Raw genomic sequence first — 19,950 nt, 5'->3', positions numbered from 1 at the left:
TCTTTCCACAGCCGTGGGGTTAGTTCGTTAACTTTGCTAGCCGGGTGCTGGCTGATTCGCTGCAATACATCGACTAGGTAGGTGTAGGGATTGAGGTCGTGTAATTTGCAGGTGCTGATTAGGCTTTGGATGATGCCTAAGTGTTCAGCACCCAGTTCTGTCCAGCAGAACAGCCAGTTCTTACGACCCAGTGGAATGGGGCGCAGGGTGTGTTCTAAATGATTAGTGTCGGGTTGTACGTCTGGGTCTTCTAAGAAGACACTCAGACTGGCTTCACGTTTGAGCACATAATTAAGTGCTTTACTCAGTGGATCAGTGGGTAACAGGCCGCAGTTTTCCAGTTGACCTTGGCACCACTGGAAGAGATTATAAAAAGGCTTCATACATCTAATGGTGATATGACCCCAGTTGAGTATGAAAATTATCAATTAAAAGTGTCCACTTGGGCTTGACCAGTACACTTTGACTAGTGGCGAGGCATGGAACAGTTCAATTAGTAGTATGGCAATCTAATTTGCCCGGACCTAATTTCTTCAGACAAGGACTCACTACGCCCCAATCTAAACCCTAGCTCTGGTCGTGCTGAGTGATCACACCTGTGTGACTGGCAGTGCATTGAGGGTGTTAAAAGCTGGCAACAGTCTTGGCTGAAAGGTTTGCGGTCGTAACCGAGTAGCTGTTCTAAAGGTCTACCATGCCCGAGTTGCTGTAAAAGAAAACGGATCAGTGATGGTTTTAACGCTGCCTGGGCCAAACTTGGAGCCTGTTGAATGGCGTTAAGTTGAGCAGGTTGTTGGGCTTTGTAGGTTCTAACGGTCTCCTGCTTAGAATGGATGCCGATGGGATAAAAAAAGTCAGCGCGTGGTTTAAGCTCTGGCTTGACCCACAAGTGTCGATACTGGGAATGATCATGCCCGAACAATGATATGCCTGCACGCATGTAGGCTTCCAGCGTGCATTCCGGGGAAATGAGGGTTAGCTGAGTTTTTTTGCAGCTAGCAAGTTCTCGAATCAGCTCAACGATCACGATGCCAGCCTGCTCCTGTGCTTCAGGTGTTCGTAGATGCGTTAAGGCTTGTCCCTGAGCATCCAGTAGAGGGTGTAGTTGATCAAAACCAAACTGAATTGGAGCGGCATCAAGAGCCTTAGTCATTTGCAACAGTAAGCCTTGATCGATCAGTTGCTGTTGAGCTTTTTGTATACCCTTGCTGCTACTAATAAAATGGCATTCAGTTGGTAGTCGGCGTATCAGAGGGCTGGTGTTGAGCATGGCATAGCAACCTCTGGTCACACTCTGGGGTGCAGACCAGGAAAAAACCAAGATCACATGCCGAGTGATCTCGCCTTGCGCAATCTTCTTTTCGAGAATCGGGGTGAAGAGATCAAACATAAAGCGCCTGTGTTTCTTTTAGGCTCGCTTTGATCTCATCTACCCAGTCAAGGGGCTGGTGAACACGAATCCTGTGTCCCAGTGAAAGAATCCACCAGAAGGTTTCTTGATCCTGGTTGACCTTTGCTTCCAGCCGGAACCAGTTCTGAGGTTGATCAATTGATTTGATTTTTTGCCTTGAGCTTAAAGGAGTCTCAGTCAGTTTCCACGCGACCTGAGGATGAATGTCAGCGATGAGTTTGACCTTTCTAACGTCTTGGCTGCGTGTAAAGCTGGGGCTATCAATAAAGGTATCAATGCAAAATTCATTAGGTTGTCTTGCAGGCTTCTCCAGTAGTTCGCACTCTTGAATACGATGCAGGGCAAACTGCCTGAAATCATCGTAGTCATTAACTTTTGCGACCAGGTAGCTAACGGTGTCCCTTGCGATGAGCCCAGCTGGATGCAGGATCATCGACTTGACTCGGTTTTTAGAACGGCTGAGATAAACGATTTTCAACTGCTGATGCTTTAACAGCGACTCACTGACACTTGCCCAGACCTCTCTTTTAATTTCAGCTGGTTTAAGCAGACGGGCTGTTGGCACCGCACGAACCACTTCTGACCAGTGGCTCAGTTCATTGTATTTAAGACCAGCCAGATGGTTGCGTGCAGCATTGAAGTCAGGATTGAGTTGGTCCAGTACCGTTTGCGGCAGCACATCTTTTAAATGCTCTTCCGCCATATAAAGGGCAAGTGCGCGGGGCGTGTCTATTGAAGGCAAATTGAGCTGAGCGTCAGCATCAAAGCTCCAGCGAAAAGGCCGCTCCTCCTCGTGACAGATCAGCGGAAACACCAGTGAAAGCTTGTTCTTTAAATCTCTTTGCAGCGTTCGCAAGTCAACTTCAAAGCCTCGTTCAGCCAACTTGTCGCGCAGCACCGTCGTTGCAATGCGCCCAGGCATGCGTGGGATTAACTGCAAAAGGGTTAGTTGCCTCAGCAGCATGTCCTTGTGTTCAGCCATAACTCTCTCCTGTTTTTAATCACTCTATACCCACCAGGCGACATTGACGGTCGCAGCCTTGATCGAGACTAACAGCTCGAACAACAGAGTAAAACTTATAAGGAAGTGATTATGAAAGCGATAGGTAACCTGTTCTGGTTTTTGCTGGGTGGGATCTTTATGGGGCTGATCTGGTGGATTGCTGGTTTCTTTGCCTATTTAAGTATCCTTGGCATCCCCTGGGGGCGCTCCTGCTTTGTGATGGGGCAGTTTTCATTTTTTCCATTCGGCAAAGAAGCTGTAAGCCGTAAAGAGCTAACAGGGGAAAAAGATATTGGCACTGGTTTTCTTGGGTTGCTGGGTAACCTGATTTGGTTTGTGTTTGCTGGTTTTTGGCTAGCACTGGGTCACCTGTTCTTTGCTTTACTGAACTTTATTACTGTTATAGGCATACCTTTTGGAGTGCAGCATCTCAAGCTGGCTGGCGTCGCCTTGTTTCCTGTCGGTAAAAAAATTGTCAGTAAAGAGCTGGCCCAGGCAGCCCGTACAAGCAATGTAGAAGCAGAACTCAAAGCGATGAGAGGTGGAAAATGATTCAGCTTATTAAAACTCTAGTGCTAACTAGCGTGTTGGTCATGTCAGTTAATTCTGTTGTTGCTGGCGGGCTGCCCAACAAGGATGTAATTTGTGAAAGAGTAGGTATGTATGGGCACTTTGCAAGACAGGCAATGACGCTCCGCCACCTCGGTGAGTCAAGACAAGATGTATTGGCTCTTGTAGACAGGAATCAACCAGGAATGAATAAGGTGATGCCTTCAATCGAGTATATCGTGGATCAGGTGTTTTCCAATAATGAAGAAACCTACCCCGCTTACGCAGACCGTTTTCTTTACGATGAGTGTGGCTTAGAGCGCCCCTGACCCTCAGCGCCACCGTGGTTGCAGAGGCTTTATTAAGGTAAGCTGATCTTTTTCTGTTGCTCAAGCATTCAAAGCTGGATAAGGAGCTCCTAGTGGCTGCTCAAATGGATCAAAACTTTTTTAAAGCCTTTGTTACTGAATTCAATGACACGATTAGCGGTGAAACCTACCTTGACCCTCTGGGGCAGCTAGTGATTTGGTCGACCTATGGTCAGCAAATCTTCGATGGTCGAGTCAGCTCTGTTTCTAATGATGTTCGCAACTACACATTGAACCTTCTGCATCATGGAGTGATTCGCCACCTGCAAAGGGATGAAACCTTTCATGCTGATTGGAAGGATAGCCTGCAATTTGTCCACGCCTGCTTGATTTATCTTGAAAACCTCGCCACCTACGCCCTAGTCAGTTCGACCGATCATCAAGTACAAACCGAGGGTATTCTTGGGAATTCTAAGGCTCGCACCAACTTGGATAAAAAGGATAAGAAACTAGAGCTGATATTTAACGGTAACATGAAAGTGGATGAGGACTTGCTGCTGGTTCGGCAACTTGGTTTGGGCGTCAGTGGTCGTTATAAAACGCCCTTCGTAAAAATGGGCTTTTTCAACTCCAGCTATAGTTACACTGGACCAAAAGCTGATCATCGATGGAGTGAGTTCCATAGGCTGTTAGATAAAAAAACTCAGCTAAAGAGTTGCTTTGAGAAAGCGGTGCAGCACTTGAAAGAGCTGGTGCCCCTAGAAAAAAACACCAAGCAATTGCGTTGGGCAGAAGTCCCTGAGGATCTAAAACAAGCTTATCGTGAAGTGTTTAAAACCAGTCAGAATGTAGGGAAAATTAGCCGTGATTTCTGGCTGTCGGTGACTGGGTTGAATAAAGGCGCTGCAAAAGCGATTGCACAAGCCATAGCAGAAATCCCGAAAGAAAACGGCTCCGTAAAGCCACAAGAGATTTTTCGTCTGGCTCAGAAAAAGCTGGTTTCAAATGCTAACGAAAAAGAAAAAATTGACTCTATCCTGACGATAGAGCCCTTTTTGACCAAGCTGGATCTGCTGTTTCGTGTTGCTCAGCAGAAAAAAACTCAAACCTTGGATGAAATTGAAACCAGCTGGGAAAAGCTAGAGCAAAGCGACAAAACCTTGCCTGAGATGGCTTCAGTCATCGAGGCGACTTCTGCCATTCAGGAGCCATTAAATGCAACCGGCAAATATCGCCTGAGCAAGCTGTTAAGTGCTGCAAAGCAGCCAAGCGTTGCCAGCCAGCTTGAAGCTCTGCTGGACTATCATGCTGAAATTATGAGGCAGCGAGGACAGTTGCCCTGGCTGCGGCTAGAACAATCCAAGGTCGTTAATGATGGTCGTACCTCAAACCTGCCGGATAAGGGAAAAGCATCTGAATGGGTCAACGCCTATTACCTGCGTGAATTTCATCATCTGCTGACGGGTTTAGGTGACGGTCTATGAAGCTATTGAAAGAGTTTGAAAAAGCAATAAAACAGGTCGGCGAGGTTAAGCGTGTCTGGATGACCACCTTCAACCTGAATATTGAGTTGGTAGAAACCTATCTCCTGCCGTTGATCCTGCATGCTTCGAGTGTGGAACAAAAGCCAAGGACGCGAATGGACTACGAAGCTATGCAGCAGGTGCTGGGTGAAAAGAACCTGGAAAAGAACCTGGATGTTCGTGTTTTTTGTGACAAGCGTTTTGTTGAGTTGAACCAGAATAAGCGGACAGCCCTGCCGGTGCATACGGTGGTGCCCGAGCGACTTGCTTCCAATGAGTCAGTAAAACTCACCAAAGATAGCCTTTTTCACCCCAAGGTGATTTACATTGAGGGAACTAATGGGGCTCAGCTTGGCGCTGGCAGCGCCAACTTGACAATCAGCGGCTGGGCACGAAACCGCGAGGTTTTTTCGTTTGTTCCAGTTGATGATGGGGGCTTGGCAGCCTCTATCCGCAGCTTCTTTGAGCCCTTGTTGAGCCATGTAGGTGAGGCTTTCCCTCAAGACTTTCCAATGCCTTCCGGTTCTTCTTCACAAGCCCCTGTTTTTTGCCATAGCTTGGCGGGCAAACCCTTTTTAGATCAGCTTGCTGATGAAAAGGGAGAGCCCCTTGCTGTCTGGTCACCCTACTTCCCGCGCGATCTAAATGGATTTGTAGAAGCGCTGCTGAAAGAGCGGTTTTCTTCGGTGCGCCTCGTGCCTGATCTCGTGCAAAACCAATACATCAGAACGGGGTGGCACGAAAACTTAAATAGGCTCTGTGAGCAACAGCAGTTAGGTTTCTTTCTTAACCCTCTTACATCAGGATCCGACTCAGACGATCAGTGTGCCATGACGCATGCCAAGCTTTGGAAAACACCGAGTCGAAGAGCTGTCGGCTCATGGAACTTTACTCAACCGGGCAGCAATCTGGTCAAAGAGCAGGACAAACACTGCAATATTGAGGCAGGTCTGATTTTTCATGACAGCGAAAGGGATATTGAGGCTTACCTCGGACAACCGCTGGAGGTGAATGAAAGTCGCTTTGCGAGTCAGGCTCTGCTTGATGAAGAAAGCCTGACGGTTCCGCCAACCCCGCCCTTTGATATCCAGGTGTTTTTTGACTGGTCGAACAGCACCTATAGCGTCAAGGGCATTTGGCTTGGCTCTGAAAAACCTCAACCTCTGACATTAGCGTTGCCAGATCTTGCGCATGAGCTGCCTCTAAACTGGCAAGCTGAAAATCCAGAAGGTGAAGTTAGGCTAGAGGACAAGACTGTGAAGGTGTCAGAAGTTCAGGCACTGCTCAAGCAACGCAGCTACACCGCCAAGCTGGTTGAGAACCAATATGCTGGTTTGATTATTGAATTGCATACGGGTTACCGAAGAGCTCAGGAGTACCCTGGGCTAAAAGAGCTTTTTGATGCCTTTGAGCTGTCCGGTGGCAACCCCACTGAAGATAGCGCGCCCTACCGAGTTCAAGATGAAGGCGAACAAGAGGAAGCCGGTGAAAGCTTGATGGCAACCACGGTTGAACCGAAAAGTAAGCAAGATCAGCTGAGCTACTTTCGAATGTTTTCTTTCAGCCAGCATTACGCCCAGACTTTGGAGAGCGTCAAAGACCTGCAAACCTTGGATCGTTGGGTGAGAATAAGGCCTGGATGTCTACTGGAGCTTCACAAGAAAGTAAAGGCACGCATTAAGGCAGAACAGCCAAGCCTCTTTAACTGGTTTTTGGTGCAGGAAGTGAATCAACTGGTGGCTAAGGCAAGTGCCCGTAATATAAAACTTGGCGGGGAGGCCAAAGGCCCTTTGGCTAATCTTCAAATCAAGCTGCCAAGCTTGCCAAAAGAGCTCTCCGATGTTTACCGGGAATGGCTTGAAGAAGAGTATTCGAGATCAACCAGCGAGGGTGCAAAATGAGCCAGTCATCCTGGGGTTATCTCACACCGAAAACAGTGTCTCAATGGATCGATTTTGGGCAGACAAAGGAGGGGGGCGATCCAGCTGACCAGAAACACTTGATGCCTGCCAAACAAATTGAAGGCGTTGCCTACCTGTGGAATCTATTATCTAGTCAGGGGGTCGCACTTCTGGCCGATGAAGTGGGCACCGGCAAGACCTTCCAGGCTCTTGGTGTTGCAGCCCTGCTTTGGAAAATCAAACCTGATGCCCGAATTCTAGTCATGGCACCTAACCGTGACCTTTGCTTCAACTGGAAGCGTGAATTTTCTGATCTGGTGACCAGACACTATCCGCATACCGATCACCAGGTAAAAAGTGGCGTGGATGGCGGTCCCATTCCCAGCGTTCAGGTTTGTGGATCTTTAAAGGAACTAGCAGAGCAGGTTGAGCAGGGTGCTGCACACCTTTACCTAACCACTATTCATGCCTTGAGTCACCTGCTTACCAAGGCGGATAGGGAAAAGATCAAGCATGGCGAGTCAGAAGATGCTCAAATTCTGGTGGGGCAAAGAGCAGGTGAAATCTACAAACAAATCAAGAATGCAGAAGTCATAGGTGCTGCGGGCTTTGATCTACTCATCATTGATGAAGCGCACTATCTGCGCAATGTCAGGGGTGGCTCTCAAAAGGTCGAAGCTGCTAAAGCCTTCTTCGGCAGTGATACGAATTCGCCTTTGGCTCAAAAAGTATTGTTGCTCACCGCAACCCCAACACACAGCCGCCTGGATGATGTGGGCAATATTCTTGGTTATTTTATTCCAGATATTTACAAACACGGGAACAAAGCAGAGCGTGCCAGAGACTACTTGATGCAATATGGTTTGCGTCGTATGCGAGTGCTTGAAGCGGGGGAAAAGTCCTACAGTAAACTGCATTACCGCCGTGAAAAGGCCTTGCCCGCAGAATTCAAAAGCCCTGAAGAGGAAGGGTTCTTTGCCCTCTACCAGAAACGACTGGTTGAAGCACGGGCAAGCAAAGAGCGTGGCAAGAGAATTCGCTTGATGTACGGCTACCTTGAGGGGTTTGAGTCATTTAGGGTGAACCAGCAAGCTGAGGATGTACAGGGTGGTGGCGAAGAGAATAAAACCAGCTTTTCCAGGGCAGCGGATACCGAGTTGATTATGGCGTTGACTGCTAGTTATCAGGAAAAAACTGGGCAGTTACCCAAGCATCCTAAATATGACTCCTTGATTCAGGAATGCGTCGCCAGTTTACCAGCACCTGATTCCATTCAATCCAATAACTATAAGCATCTGATCTTTGTACGCAGGATTCCTTCAGTCAGAGAGCTGACACAGAGGCTCAATGAGCGCTATGACCAGTTGCTATGGCAAGAAATCGCTCATGCTTGGGGAGATACTGGTTCGTCGGCAGAATTAGATCAACCCCCTTGGCGTTCAAGAGAGGTCTTTAAACAGTATGTCAAAGCAAGGGGGGAGCCTAAAACCGAGATACATGATGATGATGAAGGCTCAGATGAAGGTATTGCTGAGGAGAGCCACCTCAGTTCACGGATTGCAGAGCTCTTTGTAGCGAAAAAGCAAGAGGTAGGTGGGCAAACAGACGCTACGCTTGTCCGTTTGCGCTTCATACGGCCTGACAGCTTGTTTTCACTATTTTTAGAGCCTTCCAGTGACTACCTGAAAGGGGGTTATCAATATTATTACAGCAACGAGGGTTCAGAAGGTAAAAAGCCGAACTATAAAAAAGCCGCTGAGTACTGCCGTTTTAAAGCCTGGTATAGTCCCACTGATTTGCGTGCAGCTGTGGGTGATCTTCGGAAGCCCGATAAGCCCTTTGATAAAAATAGGACGCTCTTCAGTGTCTGGGCGCTGCTGACCGAAGGGCTTCCTAGCCATCTGCGCGAGAAGCTTGAGCGTTGGACCAAAGATGATAAAGCAGTCGCTGAACACTTTTCCAACTATGTAAAAGTCGGTTTCCTTTATGCCAGCCCCGTCATAGTAGAAATCTACTCATGGTTTGTTGAGTTTCGAAGAAGGGAGCATGGAGACTCAGCTGATACTCAGAAGAGGTATCTGGATTTTTTTGAGTTTGTTAAGCCAAAGATTAAAGGCTCGCGGATGCTGGCTTACTTTATTGCAGCACTGGAAACCTTTGAGAGCGTTTGTGAAAAAATAGCGGGTAAGAAACTGAGTGACTGGCGTAATGACTGGAGTGTGTTCACTGGGCTGACGAGCCCTGCCTGGTATGCCAGCGGTGAAAGTGGCCACTCCCGCAAGCGACTGATGATTGGTTTTAACAGTCCCTTTTACCCACATGTTCTGGTTGCTACTTCCGTGTTTCAGGAAGGGGTGAACCTGCACCTTAATTGCGACCAGGTGCATCATTATGGATTGCCTGGCTCGCCGGGTGACAATGAACAGCGAGTAGGCCGTCTGGATCGGCTCTTTGGTTGTGTTCACCGCAAGCTTGAGCAAGGAGTGCCGGAGCGGGAACTCGGTATCTACTACCCTTATCTTCAAAACTCGGTTGACGAAGACCAAGTGGCTTCTTTTATCGAAAGAAAGCGCTCGGTTGAAGATCGTATGGACTTATGCCTGGAAAGTGGCTTTGATTCGGAGATCAAAACAACTTCACTGGAAAACTGGCAAGAGTTTTTGCGCACGCCAGTGCCCATAGAGCAGAAAGGCATTACTGACCCCTATCCAGCAAAATTTGACCAGCCAGACTCTTACCCAGTGAAGTTCGCAATTGGAGAAGCTTTGGATGATCAAGTGGAAGCCTGGTTTAAGGAAGCGATTAAAGAAAAAGATGGAAAGGTTGAGTCGGTCATTACTAGCCAAACCGCCCCCAAACCACTACTGAAAATTGACCTGACCTCTAGCCAGCCGCACACGCGATCTAACAAGCCACCGATATTCGTCACGCTTGGTTTTATGCCGAGACTGTCCGCCTTGGTCACGGAAACCGTCTATATCGTTTCCCTCAGTGCCCATGTGGCCAGCTTTAAAAATATCGATCAACTTTGCAAGACTGAACTAGACAAGAAGATAGCTGAGTTAAGCTCCAAATACCCTCTAGTCCGCCTTGCGCTTGAAAAAGAAAAAGGTCACCCATTTTTCCTGAATACGCGCTTGAATTACCCGTTGCTGATTCAGGCTAATGGCCCCGCTCGACTGTCTCTTCAAATGATCCGGCAGGGATTAAAGGAAGTGGATGATTTTACGAATGAGCTGAGAGGCTATCTGTCCCAGGAAGCGAACATTGAGCAGCAAATTGATCAGAGTCAGCGTATTCCCGGCCCCGCTCCCTTGCCAGAAGGCTTTTCAGGTGATCCGTCATCAAACTTGGTTGACTGGAAAAGCCTGGAAGCAACCCACGGGCAGGCTGACTATCTCGAAACCACTGTTTCTGCTGACAGAAGTGAATACCTGCTGAAAGCATTCAAGCTCGATACTGTTGCTGAAAAAAACAAGATCGCCGAGTGCTTAATGCTGAATAGCCGTTTTCCTTTCATGAATTTTTGTTGGCAACCGCAGCAGGAAGGTAAAACCGCGTTGAAGGTTGGCTTGTGCATCCCTGCAGCAGTCAATCAACCAACGCAACGGCAATTGCTTCAGTGCTGGTTGAGTTATGTGGTGATAGCAGCAAAATGTGAGCAAACAGTAGCCGATTCGGAAGCTTAGCCCGGGTGAAAACAAAACTCCCAAGCCTGCTCCCTTGCCTGCTTTTGCATAGGGTAGTTAGGATGCGGCAAAAAGCATATTTTTGTTCCGCCCTGCAGAAAGCCCTTTTGAGTCAGGTAGGTGATATTGGATTTACCTCGTTTGAATGTGATTTCCTTAGTTGATAAGTCTTGCACCAGGTTTTGGCTAGTGAGGTGGTTACGCAGTTTGCCTGAAAAGCCTAGGACTATAGAGGGCTGGATTATGTTTATTAGCTTATCAAATATAGGAAGGCAAAGCTGGATGTCATGCTGACTGATGTCCTTCTCACTTTCAGACCGGAAAAAGCAAAAGTTAGACTGAGAAGCCTCCGCAATATCAGTTTCCGAAAAGTATTGTCTGCAGTAAGGCACTATCCTGCTAAACGAGCCCAGTTCTTGTTCTAGGAAAGGCTCAGGTTCGACTGTTTGCTGGCTTGAAAAATCAGTGCCACTGCCCGCTCCCCAGTTAAAGCCTAAAAAGAGCGGTCGTCCAGGCTTCAAACAAGTGGAAATCAAGCCATAGCCGTAATTGTACCCCTTATCGAGGCAAGCCTGGTAAATGTCTGATGTTGAATAAATATCTTCAAGCTCGCCCAGTAGTCCCTCAAGCTCCTTCTTCATCTTCAACTCCGTAGTTTCGTGGTTTAAGTCAGTTTGACGCGATTGGCTCCAGTTTGGTGTAGAGAAAAACTATTTTCAACACATCTTAAATTTTGAGCGCTTAGGCGTTGTTAAAGCTTGTTTGCCCTGAACCTACCAAAATGGAGAATGACATGCTGTATGACTTAATCGCATTAATCTTGATAGGAAGCTCAACTTGGGTCTATTGGGATGCCAGTGGCAAAGGTATTGGAAAGCAGCCTTCCAAGAAACACTTTTTTAATCTCAGCGCAGGCGGATGGGGAGCCAGTGTGCTCCTTGTATGGGTGATCGCTTTGCCTGCGTATCTATTGAAAAGAGAAGGCTTAATTACTGAAGCTGAAGCCAACCCAATAAGTGTTAAATACCGTGGCATCAAAGCTGTGGTGTTGGCATTAACAGGACCGGTATTAATGATCCTGATTGCATTCGAGCCTTGATATTTGAGTTAGATGCAAAACCTAGCTTTCTGTGTTGAAGGCTAGGTGTGCCGGTTCATTTCAGCATAGAGCGCTTCAGTATTTTCTCGGCTCAAGGATTCGCTGACATGTTCACCGTCGCGATCCATGCGATCAATGTATTCAACAACCCAAAGGTCTTTAGGAAAGGCTGTTTTGCGTTTTTTACTCATGGTTAGGCTCCTTCAGTAAAGTCGATGATATAAAGTCCATTCCAGGCACGGTATTCATACACTTCAGTGGTTCCTTTGTGGATTATCAGCGTGAGGTCACGATCCAAGCGGGTATCCAGATCAATGCAGAGGTCATCATGCAGCTTGCGGTGAAGTGCATTGGCAAGGTATTCCACTGTGCTTCGTTGCGGCAGCTGGTGGTAGAGGCTGGTCTGGATGTCTTCAGCCTAGTGAATGGGCAGGTAGTGCTCATTACCCGCTGCTGGCTCAGGCTGCTTAGGGTCAATCGCAGGTAACTGAAACTTCACCAGGGCAGCTAAAAGGCATGGACTGCGCGCACTTTTTAGAAGTGACTGAGAAGCTGGTGTTGAACTCAAGCATGAAGTGATACATTCATTTTTTCAATCAAAATAACTCAAAAGGAGTTGCTTATGACCCGTATGTATACCCTCTTTATTGCTCTTGTAGTCACTCTTGTTCTCAGTGCCCCTAGCACTCATGCCCTTGCCCCTGCAATGGCAAAACTGTTTTCAACACCAGACCCGCTGTGAATCACTGCAATGGCCTTTTAACCCCACCGAAGCACCACCTCAACCTAAGGAGTAACTGCTATGACTCAACCCCTCACCCGCAGCCTTTTTTTAAGCGGCTGCACCCTGTTATTGCTGGCCTTTGGCCTGAGCAGCGCCCAGGCGGCGGAACACCGCGGCCCCTTTGGCATCACGATGGTGGACATCCCCGCCGGTAGTTTTACTATGGGCTCGTGTAAAATGACCTCTGCACAGGAAGAAGAAAACAAACGCCGCCAGTTTTTAGGCCAGGACCCCATCCAGCTGAATTGTGGCACCCCCGACCCGGATGCCAGAAATAATGAAACCCCGCAACGCCAGGTGAGTATCAGCGCTTTCCAGATGGGTAAAACCCCGGTCACGCTGGGGCAGTTTAAGCAGTACATTGCTGCCAGTGGCCGCACCCGGCTGATTACCAATGACTTTATGAAATACAACAAACGGGGCGATGCTGCCCCCGTGGTGCATGTTTCCTGGGGTGATGCCCAAGCGATGGTCGATTGGCTGAACACCCACCACGGCGGAGGCTGGCGCCTACCCAGCGAGGCGGAATGGGAATACGCCGCCCGTGCCGGCACCCGCACACGTTTTTACACCGGCAACTGCATTACTACCGAGCAGGCCAATTTTGAAGGCCGTAGCCCTGCTACAGGCTGCCCACGCGGCAACTACCGGGAGCGCCTGGTGGCGGCCGATAGCTTTGCGCCCAATGCCTTTGGCCTGCACGGCATGGCAGGCAATGTGTTGCAGTGGACGCAGGATTGCTGGAACAAAAGCTACCGGGGTGCGCCCAGCGATGGCAGCGCCCGCAGCAGCGGGCAGTGCGATCGCCGTGTGGTGCGCGGCGGTTTTTGGGGCAATTATGGCGCGGACCTGCGCTCGGCCAAGCGCAGCAACCTCGATCGCGATGTCCGCTTCTACGCCTACGGCTTTCGTCTCTCCAGGTCGCGTTAGGGTTTAATCTTTGTGGTTTTACCCTTTGGCCTGAGTGCGCGCCAGCGCCTTCAGGCGGGGGCATGGGGGCGTAAGCCCCCATCGAAAATTTTTTGGCTTTTTAAGAGGGGCTTTTGATGCAGCAAACACCCAAGGCACTGGAAGATTGCCACCAATTATTAGGCTGGGTTCTGCCAAGGCTGGATCAATTTCCCCGTAATCGTTAAAAACCACTCGATCCACTCGCGGTGTTGAGCCGAGCCTTCACCGACTTCTTCTAAAAATGCCTGATGCTGTTGACGATTTTTATCCGTATGCGGGCGTAAGGGCTGCCCCTGGTCATCGGCAAAGAACCAGCCAAGCGCATTGAGCTCATGATTGCCCATCACGGCTTGAGCACTGCCTGCAAGCACCATATCCTGAACAATCCGCAAGACCTCAAGCTGCTGCGGTCCACGATCAATAAAGTCGCCTAAAAAAATCACCTGGCGCTCAGGGTGCTGGTAACGACCCTGACGGTGTTGATAACCCAAACGATCGAGTAACTGTTTCAAGGCATCGGCATGTCCATGCAGATCACCAATAATGTCATAGCCTTCATAAGAAGCCCTAGGCATAAAAATCTCCTCAACAATCAGGCAGGCATGCTAGCAGAAAAGACTGAAGAATTTTTTCATGGGGTAGCGACACTCAATGACGCAGGTAGGCGCTAGGATTAGAACCAACTGATTACACCAAGGGCTTGCAGCCCGCTCTATCAAGAGGTGAAGCATGATCCAAGTTTATTTTTCACACGGTCTAGAAAGTGGTCCTGATGGCAGCAAAATCCAGGCAATGAAAGAAGTGGTTAAGGGTTTTGCCAACATGAACGCCCAGGTGCTGGATTATCGCGGTACGCGTGACCCCGCTGAACGCTTAAAGCAACTGGACGCCCGATTAGAGCAAGACCAGGTCACTGATGAGCATCTGATTCTGGTGGGTTCCAGTATGGGTAGCTGGGTCAGTGCTCAGGTTGTCAGCCAACGCCCTATCCTAGGCTGCTTTTTGTTGGCACCGGCTTTTGCCCTGCCGGGATACCCCAACCCAAGACCCCAGCTGCAAGCTCAGCAGGCTGAAGTCTTTCATGGCTGGGAGGATGAAGTGGTGCCGGTTGAACCCGTGATCCAGCTTTGCCAAGAACAGCAGTTGCGCTTACACCTGCTTAAGGATGATCATCGCTTGAAAGCCAGCCTGCCTTTCATTCTGCACCAGTTGCAGTTCTTTCTGGAGCGGTGTCAGGAGAAAGTGACCTGAGGGGTTTTATGTACAACTATGATGCAGTAAAAGCCTGCTTAGCTGATCTGGGTTTTGCCCAGGAGCAGGTTGATGAGATGGTGTTTCATCTTTCTGATTGTGCCACTGATCTGGTCACTTTCAAGCTTTGGTTGGATGACCCTCAAGCCCCGCACCCCCTTCGCCCGGACACCAAACTGAATCCGCGCTCTGTACTTAACGCTGTACTGGTTCATGTGCCCTGGCATGTTAAAAGAGCGGCGCAGATCTATTTGGACAAGTCTCCCCAGGATTTAGGGCTTGATGAGGTCATTCTGACTAAACCGGGGATCGATGAGGATGAGGTGTTTCGTCCCTGCCCTGAAGGGGGTTGTCCTGACGCTGGGTGCACCTGCCTTAATTTCAAGCCGATTCCCGAAGAGCAGCTGACGGCATTAGAGCAGGTAGTCTATCAGCAGGTTTTTAGTGGTGATGCGGAACTGGAACGAGTTCAGCAGACCACCCTGCATTTTCTTGCATGGCGGCAGGAGCTGAACGATCTGGTTGACCTACTGTACCAACCTGAGCAGTTGACGGCTGGAACTGACGCGGTAAAGCCTATTTTGGATGCCTTCTTTCGTGCTGCCCCAGGGCACCTGCTTGCTTTAGAACATCTTAATGCCGAGCGGTATTGCCTGATGACTGACTCGCAAAAGTGCCTCAATCTTCATCAATAAGCTCACATCGAGCTGCCCATAGCTTCTGGGCATTAGCCAAGGGAAGCATCCAGAACATCGCAGAGGGTGATCCCTGAGATTCAGGTGAGTTATACCGCTCAACCAGCGCCTGGTAAGCGGCATCATCCGGTGAAATATCCAAGGCAATTGAACCCATAAAAGGCCAAACCTCATAGTCCAGAGGCATCAGGTCCATCACATCGAAGCGCTTAACCTCGGGAAACTCTCGATCCATAAAGACAATGAACTCATCACGCGCTCGCTCATCGGTACTATCGCGTGATAGAAAAGGACTAAGCGAAGTATCAGGCTCAGCCCCTGCTTCAGGTGCAAAAAGCTGGTTGTAGTGGGTATTGAAGACTAGGTAGTACCCATCCTTTTTAAGTTGGGTGGCCACCAGTTGGTCAATCGTCATCATGGCTAGAGGCATAGGTGAGTCCTTTAAGGTAATGCATCCGAATGAGTTCATCATGCAGTGGGTTGAGTATTCGTGCAATGAGCGACACTGAATATCGTAGGGGGCTGCTAATTTCTCTAAAGTCGGTAGCCTAGGAAGCATCAGTTAATTAGGGGAGTGTCTATGAGTGTTGAAATCCAGCTTTGCAATGACTGCAAAACCGAAACCGTCTACTTTCATGCGGGCACCTTGCGGAGCTATCTGGAAAAAGAACCGTATGCAGAGCATAAGCTACGGAAGCTCAAAGCCAGCCAATGGGTTAGCTTTTGCCCTGAATGCCATGCTGATGTTCTTAAGCCAGAGGGTAAAAATTTTGATCTGCCAGTTTTTTGTTCAGATGGAGTCTTCCGAACCTCAACAGACCTACTGAAAAACCAGGCTGGTGAGCCAGAAGCCATCTGGGATTTTTGGGGCTTAAGGTTTACCCCGGCGGCATTAATCAATGCGTCCGAACTGCTGCAGTTTACCTATCCGGGTACAGAAGAAGTTGAGCAGCTCGGAAAAAAACTAAGAACCGGTGCCAGTGATGAGTTCCTCCGCTTTAGTGAAGAGGTGTGCGGGTGGGGTGGTGGTCTTCGAGTTTGGGGTGGATTGATGAAAAGGCATCATGATAAAGCCGAGTTTTCAAAGAAGATCAAGGATTGGCTGTGCTCTGCGATGACGGCTGAAAACGCTGAAGCTGCGATAGAACAAGGCACTGCCATTAAAGGCTTGGGAGTGTCCTTCGCCAGTAAGCATCTGCGTATGTTCGATCCAGAAAAGTTCTGTGTCTTGGATGATGTGCTTTCAAAAGGCTTGGGAATTGCTCTTTACCCAAAGGGCTACCAGCTATTTTTGAGCTTACTACAAGCGTTTAACGATGAAAAAAGCTTGAAGTGGCCCATGGCTAGACTTGAGTCAGCGCTTTTCATGCTGGTTCGCCAGCAGGTTCGGTCATAAAGAACTGACGCCTCGCTGACTTATTAGCCCTAATCAGGAGCAACCTTATGAATACCTTATTACTCAATACGCCACCCGACATTCACCCCAGTTTTCACGAAGCCTTATCCCTGCTCGGCAAGGTGTATTCTCTTGATTTCAAAGCTCAACCGAATCGAGCAACCCAAATTAAAGCTGCGATTGATGGCTCTAAGGGGCTGAATCTTGACCTGATTGCAGGATGTGGTGAAGGGGGCTGGTTAGCCAGTCATGTGGGTGCTCGCATCGGTGTTCCTTTTGTAGCCCTGGATGCGACCTATCTGTCACCCACTGAAGACCTGCCAATGGCCAAAGACGGTTGTGGCTGTATTCTGGTCTCCGAAGGGTATAAGCATCAAGGGGGTCAAGCGGTTTTAGAAGGTTTAGCCGATGCCTATGGTCCGAAAGTCATTTCTGATGCCTTGCTTCTGAACCCCAAGCAACTGGCCGAAATGCTCGATGACTTTGTAGAGCGAGCAGGCTTTGTGTATGGCTTTTAATCCAGCGTTTTCAGGCTTCAGTGAAAGTTCTATAATTCTGCATCTTTTCTCTTTGCTCTAAGGACACCTTCCCTTGAAAACTTTCCTTTTTGGTCGCTGGTTGGCCAGCGGCCTGCTTGTTGTGTGCTTGTTGGCGGCACTGGTTTTTCCTGTTTCCTATGTCTGGGCGCAAACCCCTGATGGCCAGGGTCTGGTCATTGCCAGTTGGAATATTGAGCGGCTTGGCCATGGTCAGAATAAAGACTATGAAGCTCTCGGTCAGATCGGTCAGTTGTTTGACTTTATTGCCGTGCAAGAAGCCATGACGGTGGAGGGGTTGTATCGCTTCCAGGCTGCTTTGCAAGAAGCCACCGGTGAAACCTGGGGCATGATGTATTCGCACCGCATCGGGCGCTCTACCTACAAGGAAAAGTATGCCTTTGTCTGGCGTGAATCACGCATCGATTATCTCGATGGGGCTGTGGTTTACCTCGACCCAGGTGATTTGTTTGCTCGCGAACCCTATTCTGCGCGCTTTAAGAATTTAAGTTCAGGTGATGAATTTGCAGTCGCCACCGTGCATATCGTCTATGGTCGCCGGATCAGTGACCGAACGGAAGAGATTGAAGAGCTGGCGCGCTATTGGGACTGGTTGCATCAAATTTATCCTGGCACACCAGTCTTGCTGATGGGGGACTTTAACTTGCAGCCTCTACACGCTGCCTGGCAACCGCTGAGGGACAAGGGTGTAGTGCCCCTGATTGTTGAAGGTGCGACGACCTTATCGGCGGTTGATGGTCGTTTTGCTAACCTCTACGACAACATCTGGGTGGCAGAGTCAGGCCCCTATGCATCCAGCCCGGCAGGGATTGTGGAGTTTCCTGCATTGCTGGGAGTCACCCATGAAGCAGCTCGGCGTCATGTGTCCGATCACACTCCTATATACCTATTGTCTCACCAAGCAGGTTTGCGAGGTAATATCCAAGCGGATGATTTTAAGGTGCAGCCCAGTGCAGAAGAATCCAGTGCTCAAAAAGCCTCAGACCCCTTAATCGGCAATCGCAGATCGAAAATTCTTCACCGCCCGGACTGCCCTTCCTACAGTCGAGTCGGTGAAGCCAATCGAGTCTATTTTGATACCTTGGAGGAAGCTCAGGATGCTGGGTATCGGTTAGCGGGTAACTGTCCTTAGTTGGCTTTTAAAGCATGGCCCAGAGCTGAAAAGTATTCCGTGAAGGTGGCATTAATGGTTTCTCGTTGCTGGCCCTTGGGGTAAAGACCGGCCAAGGCTTCTTCAGAGTCGATGCTGCCTCGAACGAGGAATGCATTACGAGGCCCGGTGTCTTCCACAAAAGCTTCAAAGGCTCGGGCACAGACTTCTTCCGGTCGCGCATAGTAAAGAACCCCTAGTTTTTGATCCATTCTCTTTGAACACTGAAAAAGTGGACTGGGCTGGCTGCCAGTCTCATCCAGTAGAATTGCCTTGAAGCATTCGCCCAAGAGGCTGTTAAGAGGGTGGGGGATGCCGGGTTGATTGTTCAGCCAGCAGCTTGAAGCAAAAGCCATACGGCCTGTTTTTTGAAATGCCTTGTCAGCCAGGTAGTGATCCAAAGCATGAAACCACTCATGGGCCAGGCTTCCGGCACCGGCATTTTTCGCCAATGCCAGTTGACGGGTTGCTGGAATGTAGTGAGCGGCAACGCCTGGACGACCGCCAATACCGTATTGAAGGCCCAAGTGTCCCCGCAAAGAAATCAGGGTTTCCGGCCCCTGTAGAGTGATCATCAAATCACCCAAGGCACGATGAAAATTCACTGCCGCTCGATCCCGCTCGGCAGGGGTCACCCAGCGACCGATCTCAATCGTGCGAATATTGTATTGTTTTCGGATTGTAAGAAACGTCATAGCAGCAGAACCTTAACTCACCTTGGGTATATCGCTCCAGCGCGTTGTATAGGCCGGTGACAGGTAACCCCGCTTCATGCTCCAGCCTTTCTGAATGCCCTGGGCGGCAAAGAAGATTTTGCCCAATCCCTTCTGGTTGATGTGATCCAGAGCCTGCATGAGTTCTTTGCTTTTGGGTTTGTCCTTCACATCATCAAACAGCTCGGGCTGGTAGCAGTTGGGGTCGTAAAAGTCGGAAAGCAGAATACCACCCTTGGCATAACGAAAGCCTTCCTTCCAGATGGTTTCCAGGCCCCGGTGAGCCGCTTCAATCAGGCTACGGGTGTCATCAGTGGGGGTGATCATTTCCAGGGTGGCGGCATTGCTGTATTGGGGCTCCTGGTTGTTGAAGGGGCTGGTACGGATAAACACCGTCAGCTGCTTGGCGATTCGGCCTTCACCGCGCAGTTTTTCAGCGCCTCGGGTGGCGTATTCACTGATGGCTTCGCGCATGGCATGAAAATCCGTAATCCGCTCCCCAAAAGAACGCGAACAGACAATCTCTTTTTTGATCGCCGGGGTTTCTTCCAGGCCCAGGCAGGCAATGCCATTCAGCTCCCGCACGGTTTTCTCAACCACCACGGAAAAGCGTTTGCGGATCATGTGGGAGTCGGCATCGGCCAGATCCAGGAAAGCCTCATCAATCGAATAAACCTCCACACGCGGAGCCAGTCCTTCCAGTATCGACATCACCCGCTGGGACATATCGGCATAAAAAGAATAATTGGAAGAGAAGGTCACAATGCCATGGCGTTCGATCTCATGGCGGATCTTGAACACGGGCACACCCATCTTGATGCCCAGGGCCTTGGCCTCTTTGGAGCGGGCCACCACACAACCATCATTATTGGACAGCACCACCACCGGCGTGTGTTTCAAATCAGGTCGAAACAGCTTCTCACAGGAGACATAGAAGTTATTGCAATCCACCAGAGCAAACACCGGCATG

21 protein-coding genes and 1 pseudogene are annotated in these 19,950 nt (G+C 49.3%); 13 read left to right on the top strand and 9 right to left on the bottom strand.

Annotation, left to right across the window (positions count from 1 at the left end; all coding sequences use genetic code 11):
* The 3 genes and pseudogenes from BP27_RS0109715 to BP27_RS0109705 form a co-directional block, all read right to left on the bottom strand.
* Positions 1 to 362, bottom strand: a pseudogene (locus tag BP27_RS0109715) (IS66 family transposase); the annotation flags it as partial.
* 131 nt (positions 363 to 493) lie between these two features.
* A complete protein-coding gene (locus BP27_RS0109710; protein ID WP_160169837.1) occupies positions 494 to 1,270 on the bottom strand; it encodes a hypothetical protein in 777 nt (258 codons plus the stop codon).
* Between the two features lie 112 nt (positions 1,271 to 1,382).
* Positions 1,383 to 2,393, bottom strand: a complete 1,011-nt coding sequence (locus tag BP27_RS0109705; protein ID WP_027851386.1) for a helix-turn-helix transcriptional regulator — start codon at positions 2,391 to 2,393, stop codon at positions 1,383 to 1,385.
* Between the two features lie 111 nt (positions 2,394 to 2,504).
* Here BP27_RS0109705 and BP27_RS0109700 point away from each other — a divergent pair, with 111 nt between their 5' ends.
* The 5 genes from BP27_RS0109700 to BP27_RS15885 all read left to right on the top strand — a co-directional run bounded on the left by BP27_RS0109700 (position 2,505) and on the right by BP27_RS15885 (position 10,384).
* Positions 2,505 to 2,966, top strand: a complete 462-nt coding sequence (locus BP27_RS0109700) for a YccF domain-containing protein (RefSeq protein ID WP_027851385.1) — start codon at positions 2,505 to 2,507, stop codon at positions 2,964 to 2,966.
* A 203-nt stretch (positions 2,967 to 3,169) separates the two neighbouring features.
* A complete protein-coding gene (locus BP27_RS17510) occupies positions 3,170 to 3,292 on the top strand; it encodes a hypothetical protein (RefSeq protein WP_281172148.1) in 123 nt (40 codons plus the stop codon).
* Between the two features lie 92 nt (positions 3,293 to 3,384).
* Positions 3,385 to 4,755, top strand: coding sequence for a hypothetical protein (locus tag BP27_RS0109690; protein ID WP_051610492.1), 1,371 nt, complete (start codon positions 3,385 to 3,387; stop codon positions 4,753 to 4,755).
* A complete protein-coding gene (locus BP27_RS0109685) occupies positions 4,752 to 6,695 on the top strand; it encodes a phospholipase D family protein (RefSeq protein ID WP_027851382.1) in 1,944 nt (647 codons plus the stop codon). Before BP27_RS0109690 ends, BP27_RS0109685 begins: the two co-directional genes overlap by 4 nt.
* Positions 6,692 to 10,384 carry a DEAD/DEAH box helicase gene (locus tag BP27_RS15885; RefSeq protein WP_084324572.1) on the top strand — a complete coding sequence of 1,231 codons (3,693 nt, stop codon included), beginning with the start codon at positions 6,692 to 6,694 and terminating at the stop codon, positions 10,382 to 10,384. Before BP27_RS0109685 ends, BP27_RS15885 begins: the two co-directional genes overlap by 4 nt.
* On the opposite strand, the gene BP27_RS0109675 is transcribed toward BP27_RS15885, so the two are convergent.
* Positions 10,381 to 11,025 carry a uracil-DNA glycosylase family protein gene (locus BP27_RS0109675; RefSeq protein ID WP_027851381.1) on the bottom strand — a complete coding sequence of 215 codons (645 nt, stop codon included), beginning with the start codon at positions 11,023 to 11,025 and terminating at the stop codon, positions 10,381 to 10,383. The genes BP27_RS15885 and BP27_RS0109675 overlap by 4 nt on opposite strands.
* Before the next feature lie 152 nt (positions 11,026 to 11,177).
* On the opposite strand from BP27_RS0109675, the gene BP27_RS0109670 reads away from it, so the two are divergent.
* Entirely contained in the window at positions 11,178 to 11,483 is a 306-nt protein-coding gene (locus BP27_RS0109670; RefSeq protein ID WP_027851380.1) for a hypothetical protein, read from the top strand.
* Between the two features lie 41 nt (positions 11,484 to 11,524).
* Here BP27_RS0109670 and BP27_RS17255 read toward each other — a convergent pair whose 3' ends face one another.
* Entirely contained in the window at positions 11,525 to 11,674 is a 150-nt protein-coding gene (locus BP27_RS17255) for a hypothetical protein (RefSeq protein WP_160169836.1), read from the bottom strand.
* Between the two features lie 77 nt (positions 11,675 to 11,751).
* On the opposite strand from BP27_RS17255, the gene BP27_RS17130 reads away from it, so the two are divergent.
* Positions 11,752 to 11,970: a hypothetical protein gene (locus BP27_RS17130; RefSeq protein WP_150112044.1), complete on the top strand. Its 219-nt coding sequence runs from the start codon at positions 11,752 to 11,754 to the stop codon at positions 11,968 to 11,970.
* Between the two features lie 315 nt (positions 11,971 to 12,285).
* Complete coding sequence (locus BP27_RS15880) at positions 12,286 to 13,197, top strand: formylglycine-generating enzyme family protein (protein ID WP_051610491.1); 912 nt, start codon at positions 12,286 to 12,288, stop codon at positions 13,195 to 13,197.
* Positions 13,198 to 13,355: 158 nt separating this feature from the next.
* Here the strand turns inward: BP27_RS15880 and BP27_RS15875 are convergent, their stop codons facing one another.
* Positions 13,356 to 13,793, bottom strand: coding sequence for a metallophosphoesterase (locus BP27_RS15875; RefSeq protein WP_051610490.1), 438 nt, complete (start codon positions 13,791 to 13,793; stop codon positions 13,356 to 13,358).
* A 154-nt stretch (positions 13,794 to 13,947) separates the two neighbouring features.
* Here BP27_RS15875 and BP27_RS0109640 point away from each other — a divergent pair, with 154 nt between their 5' ends.
* Together BP27_RS0109640 and BP27_RS0109635 are read left to right on the top strand one after the other, a co-directional pair.
* On the top strand, positions 13,948 to 14,469 hold the full coding sequence (locus BP27_RS0109640) for a YqiA/YcfP family alpha/beta fold hydrolase (protein WP_027851379.1): 522 nt from the start codon (positions 13,948 to 13,950) through the stop codon (positions 14,467 to 14,469).
* Between the two features lie 8 nt (positions 14,470 to 14,477).
* Entirely contained in the window at positions 14,478 to 15,164 is a 687-nt protein-coding gene (locus tag BP27_RS0109635) for a hypothetical protein (protein WP_027851378.1), read from the top strand.
* Here BP27_RS0109635 and BP27_RS0109630 read toward each other — a convergent pair.
* Complete coding sequence (locus BP27_RS0109630; protein WP_027851377.1) at positions 15,148 to 15,594, bottom strand: hypothetical protein; 447 nt, start codon at positions 15,592 to 15,594, stop codon at positions 15,148 to 15,150. The genes BP27_RS0109635 and BP27_RS0109630 overlap by 17 nt on opposite strands.
* Positions 15,595 to 15,744: 150 nt before the next feature.
* Here BP27_RS0109630 and BP27_RS0109625 point away from each other — a divergent pair, with 150 nt between their 5' ends.
* The 3 genes from BP27_RS0109625 to BP27_RS0109615 all read left to right on the top strand — a co-directional run bounded on the left by BP27_RS0109625 (position 15,745) and on the right by BP27_RS0109615 (position 18,249).
* Complete coding sequence (locus tag BP27_RS0109625) at positions 15,745 to 16,560, top strand: hypothetical protein (protein ID WP_027851376.1); 816 nt, start codon at positions 15,745 to 15,747, stop codon at positions 16,558 to 16,560.
* Positions 16,561 to 16,607: 47 nt separating this feature from the next.
* Complete coding sequence (locus tag BP27_RS0109620) at positions 16,608 to 17,078, top strand: hypothetical protein (RefSeq protein ID WP_027851375.1); 471 nt, start codon at positions 16,608 to 16,610, stop codon at positions 17,076 to 17,078.
* 73 nt (positions 17,079 to 17,151) lie between these two features.
* Entirely contained in the window at positions 17,152 to 18,249 is a 1,098-nt protein-coding gene (locus BP27_RS0109615; RefSeq protein ID WP_051610489.1) for a sunset domain-containing protein, read from the top strand.
* On the opposite strand, the gene BP27_RS0109610 is transcribed toward BP27_RS0109615, so the two are convergent.
* On the bottom strand, positions 18,246 to 18,962 hold the full coding sequence (locus BP27_RS0109610; protein ID WP_027851373.1) for a CLCA_X family protein: 717 nt from the start codon (positions 18,960 to 18,962) through the stop codon (positions 18,246 to 18,248). The two genes, BP27_RS0109615 and BP27_RS0109610, sit on opposite strands and share 4 nt — an antisense overlap.
* Before the next feature lie 12 nt (positions 18,963 to 18,974).
* Positions 18,975 to 19,949, bottom strand: a complete 975-nt coding sequence (locus BP27_RS0109605; protein ID WP_051610488.1) for a Y-family DNA polymerase — start codon at positions 19,947 to 19,949, stop codon at positions 18,975 to 18,977.
* Between the last annotated feature and the right edge of the window lies 1 nt (position 19,950).

The organism is Marinospirillum insulare DSM 21763, assembly GCF_000686905.1.
GTDB lineage: Bacteria > Pseudomonadota > Gammaproteobacteria > Pseudomonadales > Halomonadaceae > Marinospirillum > Marinospirillum insulare.
This window is presented reverse-complemented; position numbering and strand designations above follow the sequence as displayed.

Bases quoted from the DNA above. Each gene is read 5' to 3' on its own strand.
- BP27_RS0109710 (WP_160169837.1), bottom strand. From the start codon at position 1,270: ATGCTCAACACCAGCCCTCTGATACGCCGACTACCAACTGAATGCCAT.
- BP27_RS0109705 (WP_027851386.1), bottom strand. From the start codon at position 2,393: ATGGCTGAACACAAGGACATGCTGCTGAGGCAACTAACCCTTTTGCAG.
- BP27_RS0109700 (WP_027851385.1), top strand. From the start codon at position 2,505: ATGAAAGCGATAGGTAACCTGTTCTGGTTTTTGCTGGGTGGGATCTTT.
- BP27_RS17510 (WP_281172148.1), top strand. From the start codon at position 3,170: ATGAATAAGGTGATGCCTTCAATCGAGTATATCGTGGATCAGGTGTTT.
- BP27_RS0109685 (WP_027851382.1), top strand. From the start codon at position 4,752: ATGAAGCTATTGAAAGAGTTTGAAAAAGCAATAAAACAGGTCGGCGAG.
- BP27_RS15885 (WP_084324572.1), top strand. From the start codon at position 6,692: ATGAGCCAGTCATCCTGGGGTTATCTCACACCGAAAACAGTGTCTCAA.
- BP27_RS0109675 (WP_027851381.1), bottom strand. From the start codon at position 11,025: ATGAAGAAGGAGCTTGAGGGACTACTGGGCGAGCTTGAAGATATTTAT.
- BP27_RS0109670 (WP_027851380.1), top strand. From the start codon at position 11,178: ATGCTGTATGACTTAATCGCATTAATCTTGATAGGAAGCTCAACTTGG.
- BP27_RS17255 (WP_160169836.1), bottom strand. From the start codon at position 11,674: ATGAGTAAAAAACGCAAAACAGCCTTTCCTAAAGACCTTTGGGTTGTT.
- BP27_RS15880 (WP_051610491.1), top strand. From the start codon at position 12,286: ATGACTCAACCCCTCACCCGCAGCCTTTTTTTAAGCGGCTGCACCCTG.
- BP27_RS15875 (WP_051610490.1), bottom strand. From the start codon at position 13,793: ATGCCTAGGGCTTCTTATGAAGGCTATGACATTATTGGTGATCTGCAT.
- BP27_RS0109640 (WP_027851379.1), top strand. From the start codon at position 13,948: ATGATCCAAGTTTATTTTTCACACGGTCTAGAAAGTGGTCCTGATGGC.
- BP27_RS0109635 (WP_027851378.1), top strand. From the start codon at position 14,478: ATGTACAACTATGATGCAGTAAAAGCCTGCTTAGCTGATCTGGGTTTT.
- BP27_RS0109630 (WP_027851377.1), bottom strand. From the start codon at position 15,594: ATGCCTCTAGCCATGATGACGATTGACCAACTGGTGGCCACCCAACTT.
- BP27_RS0109625 (WP_027851376.1), top strand. From the start codon at position 15,745: ATGAGTGTTGAAATCCAGCTTTGCAATGACTGCAAAACCGAAACCGTC.
- BP27_RS0109620 (WP_027851375.1), top strand. From the start codon at position 16,608: ATGAATACCTTATTACTCAATACGCCACCCGACATTCACCCCAGTTTT.
- BP27_RS0109610 (WP_027851373.1), bottom strand. From the start codon at position 18,962: ATGACGTTTCTTACAATCCGAAAACAATACAATATTCGCACGATTGAG.
- BP27_RS0109605 (WP_051610488.1), bottom strand. From the start codon at position 19,949: ATGCCGGTGTTTGCTCTGGTGGATTGCAATAACTTCTATGTCTCCTGT.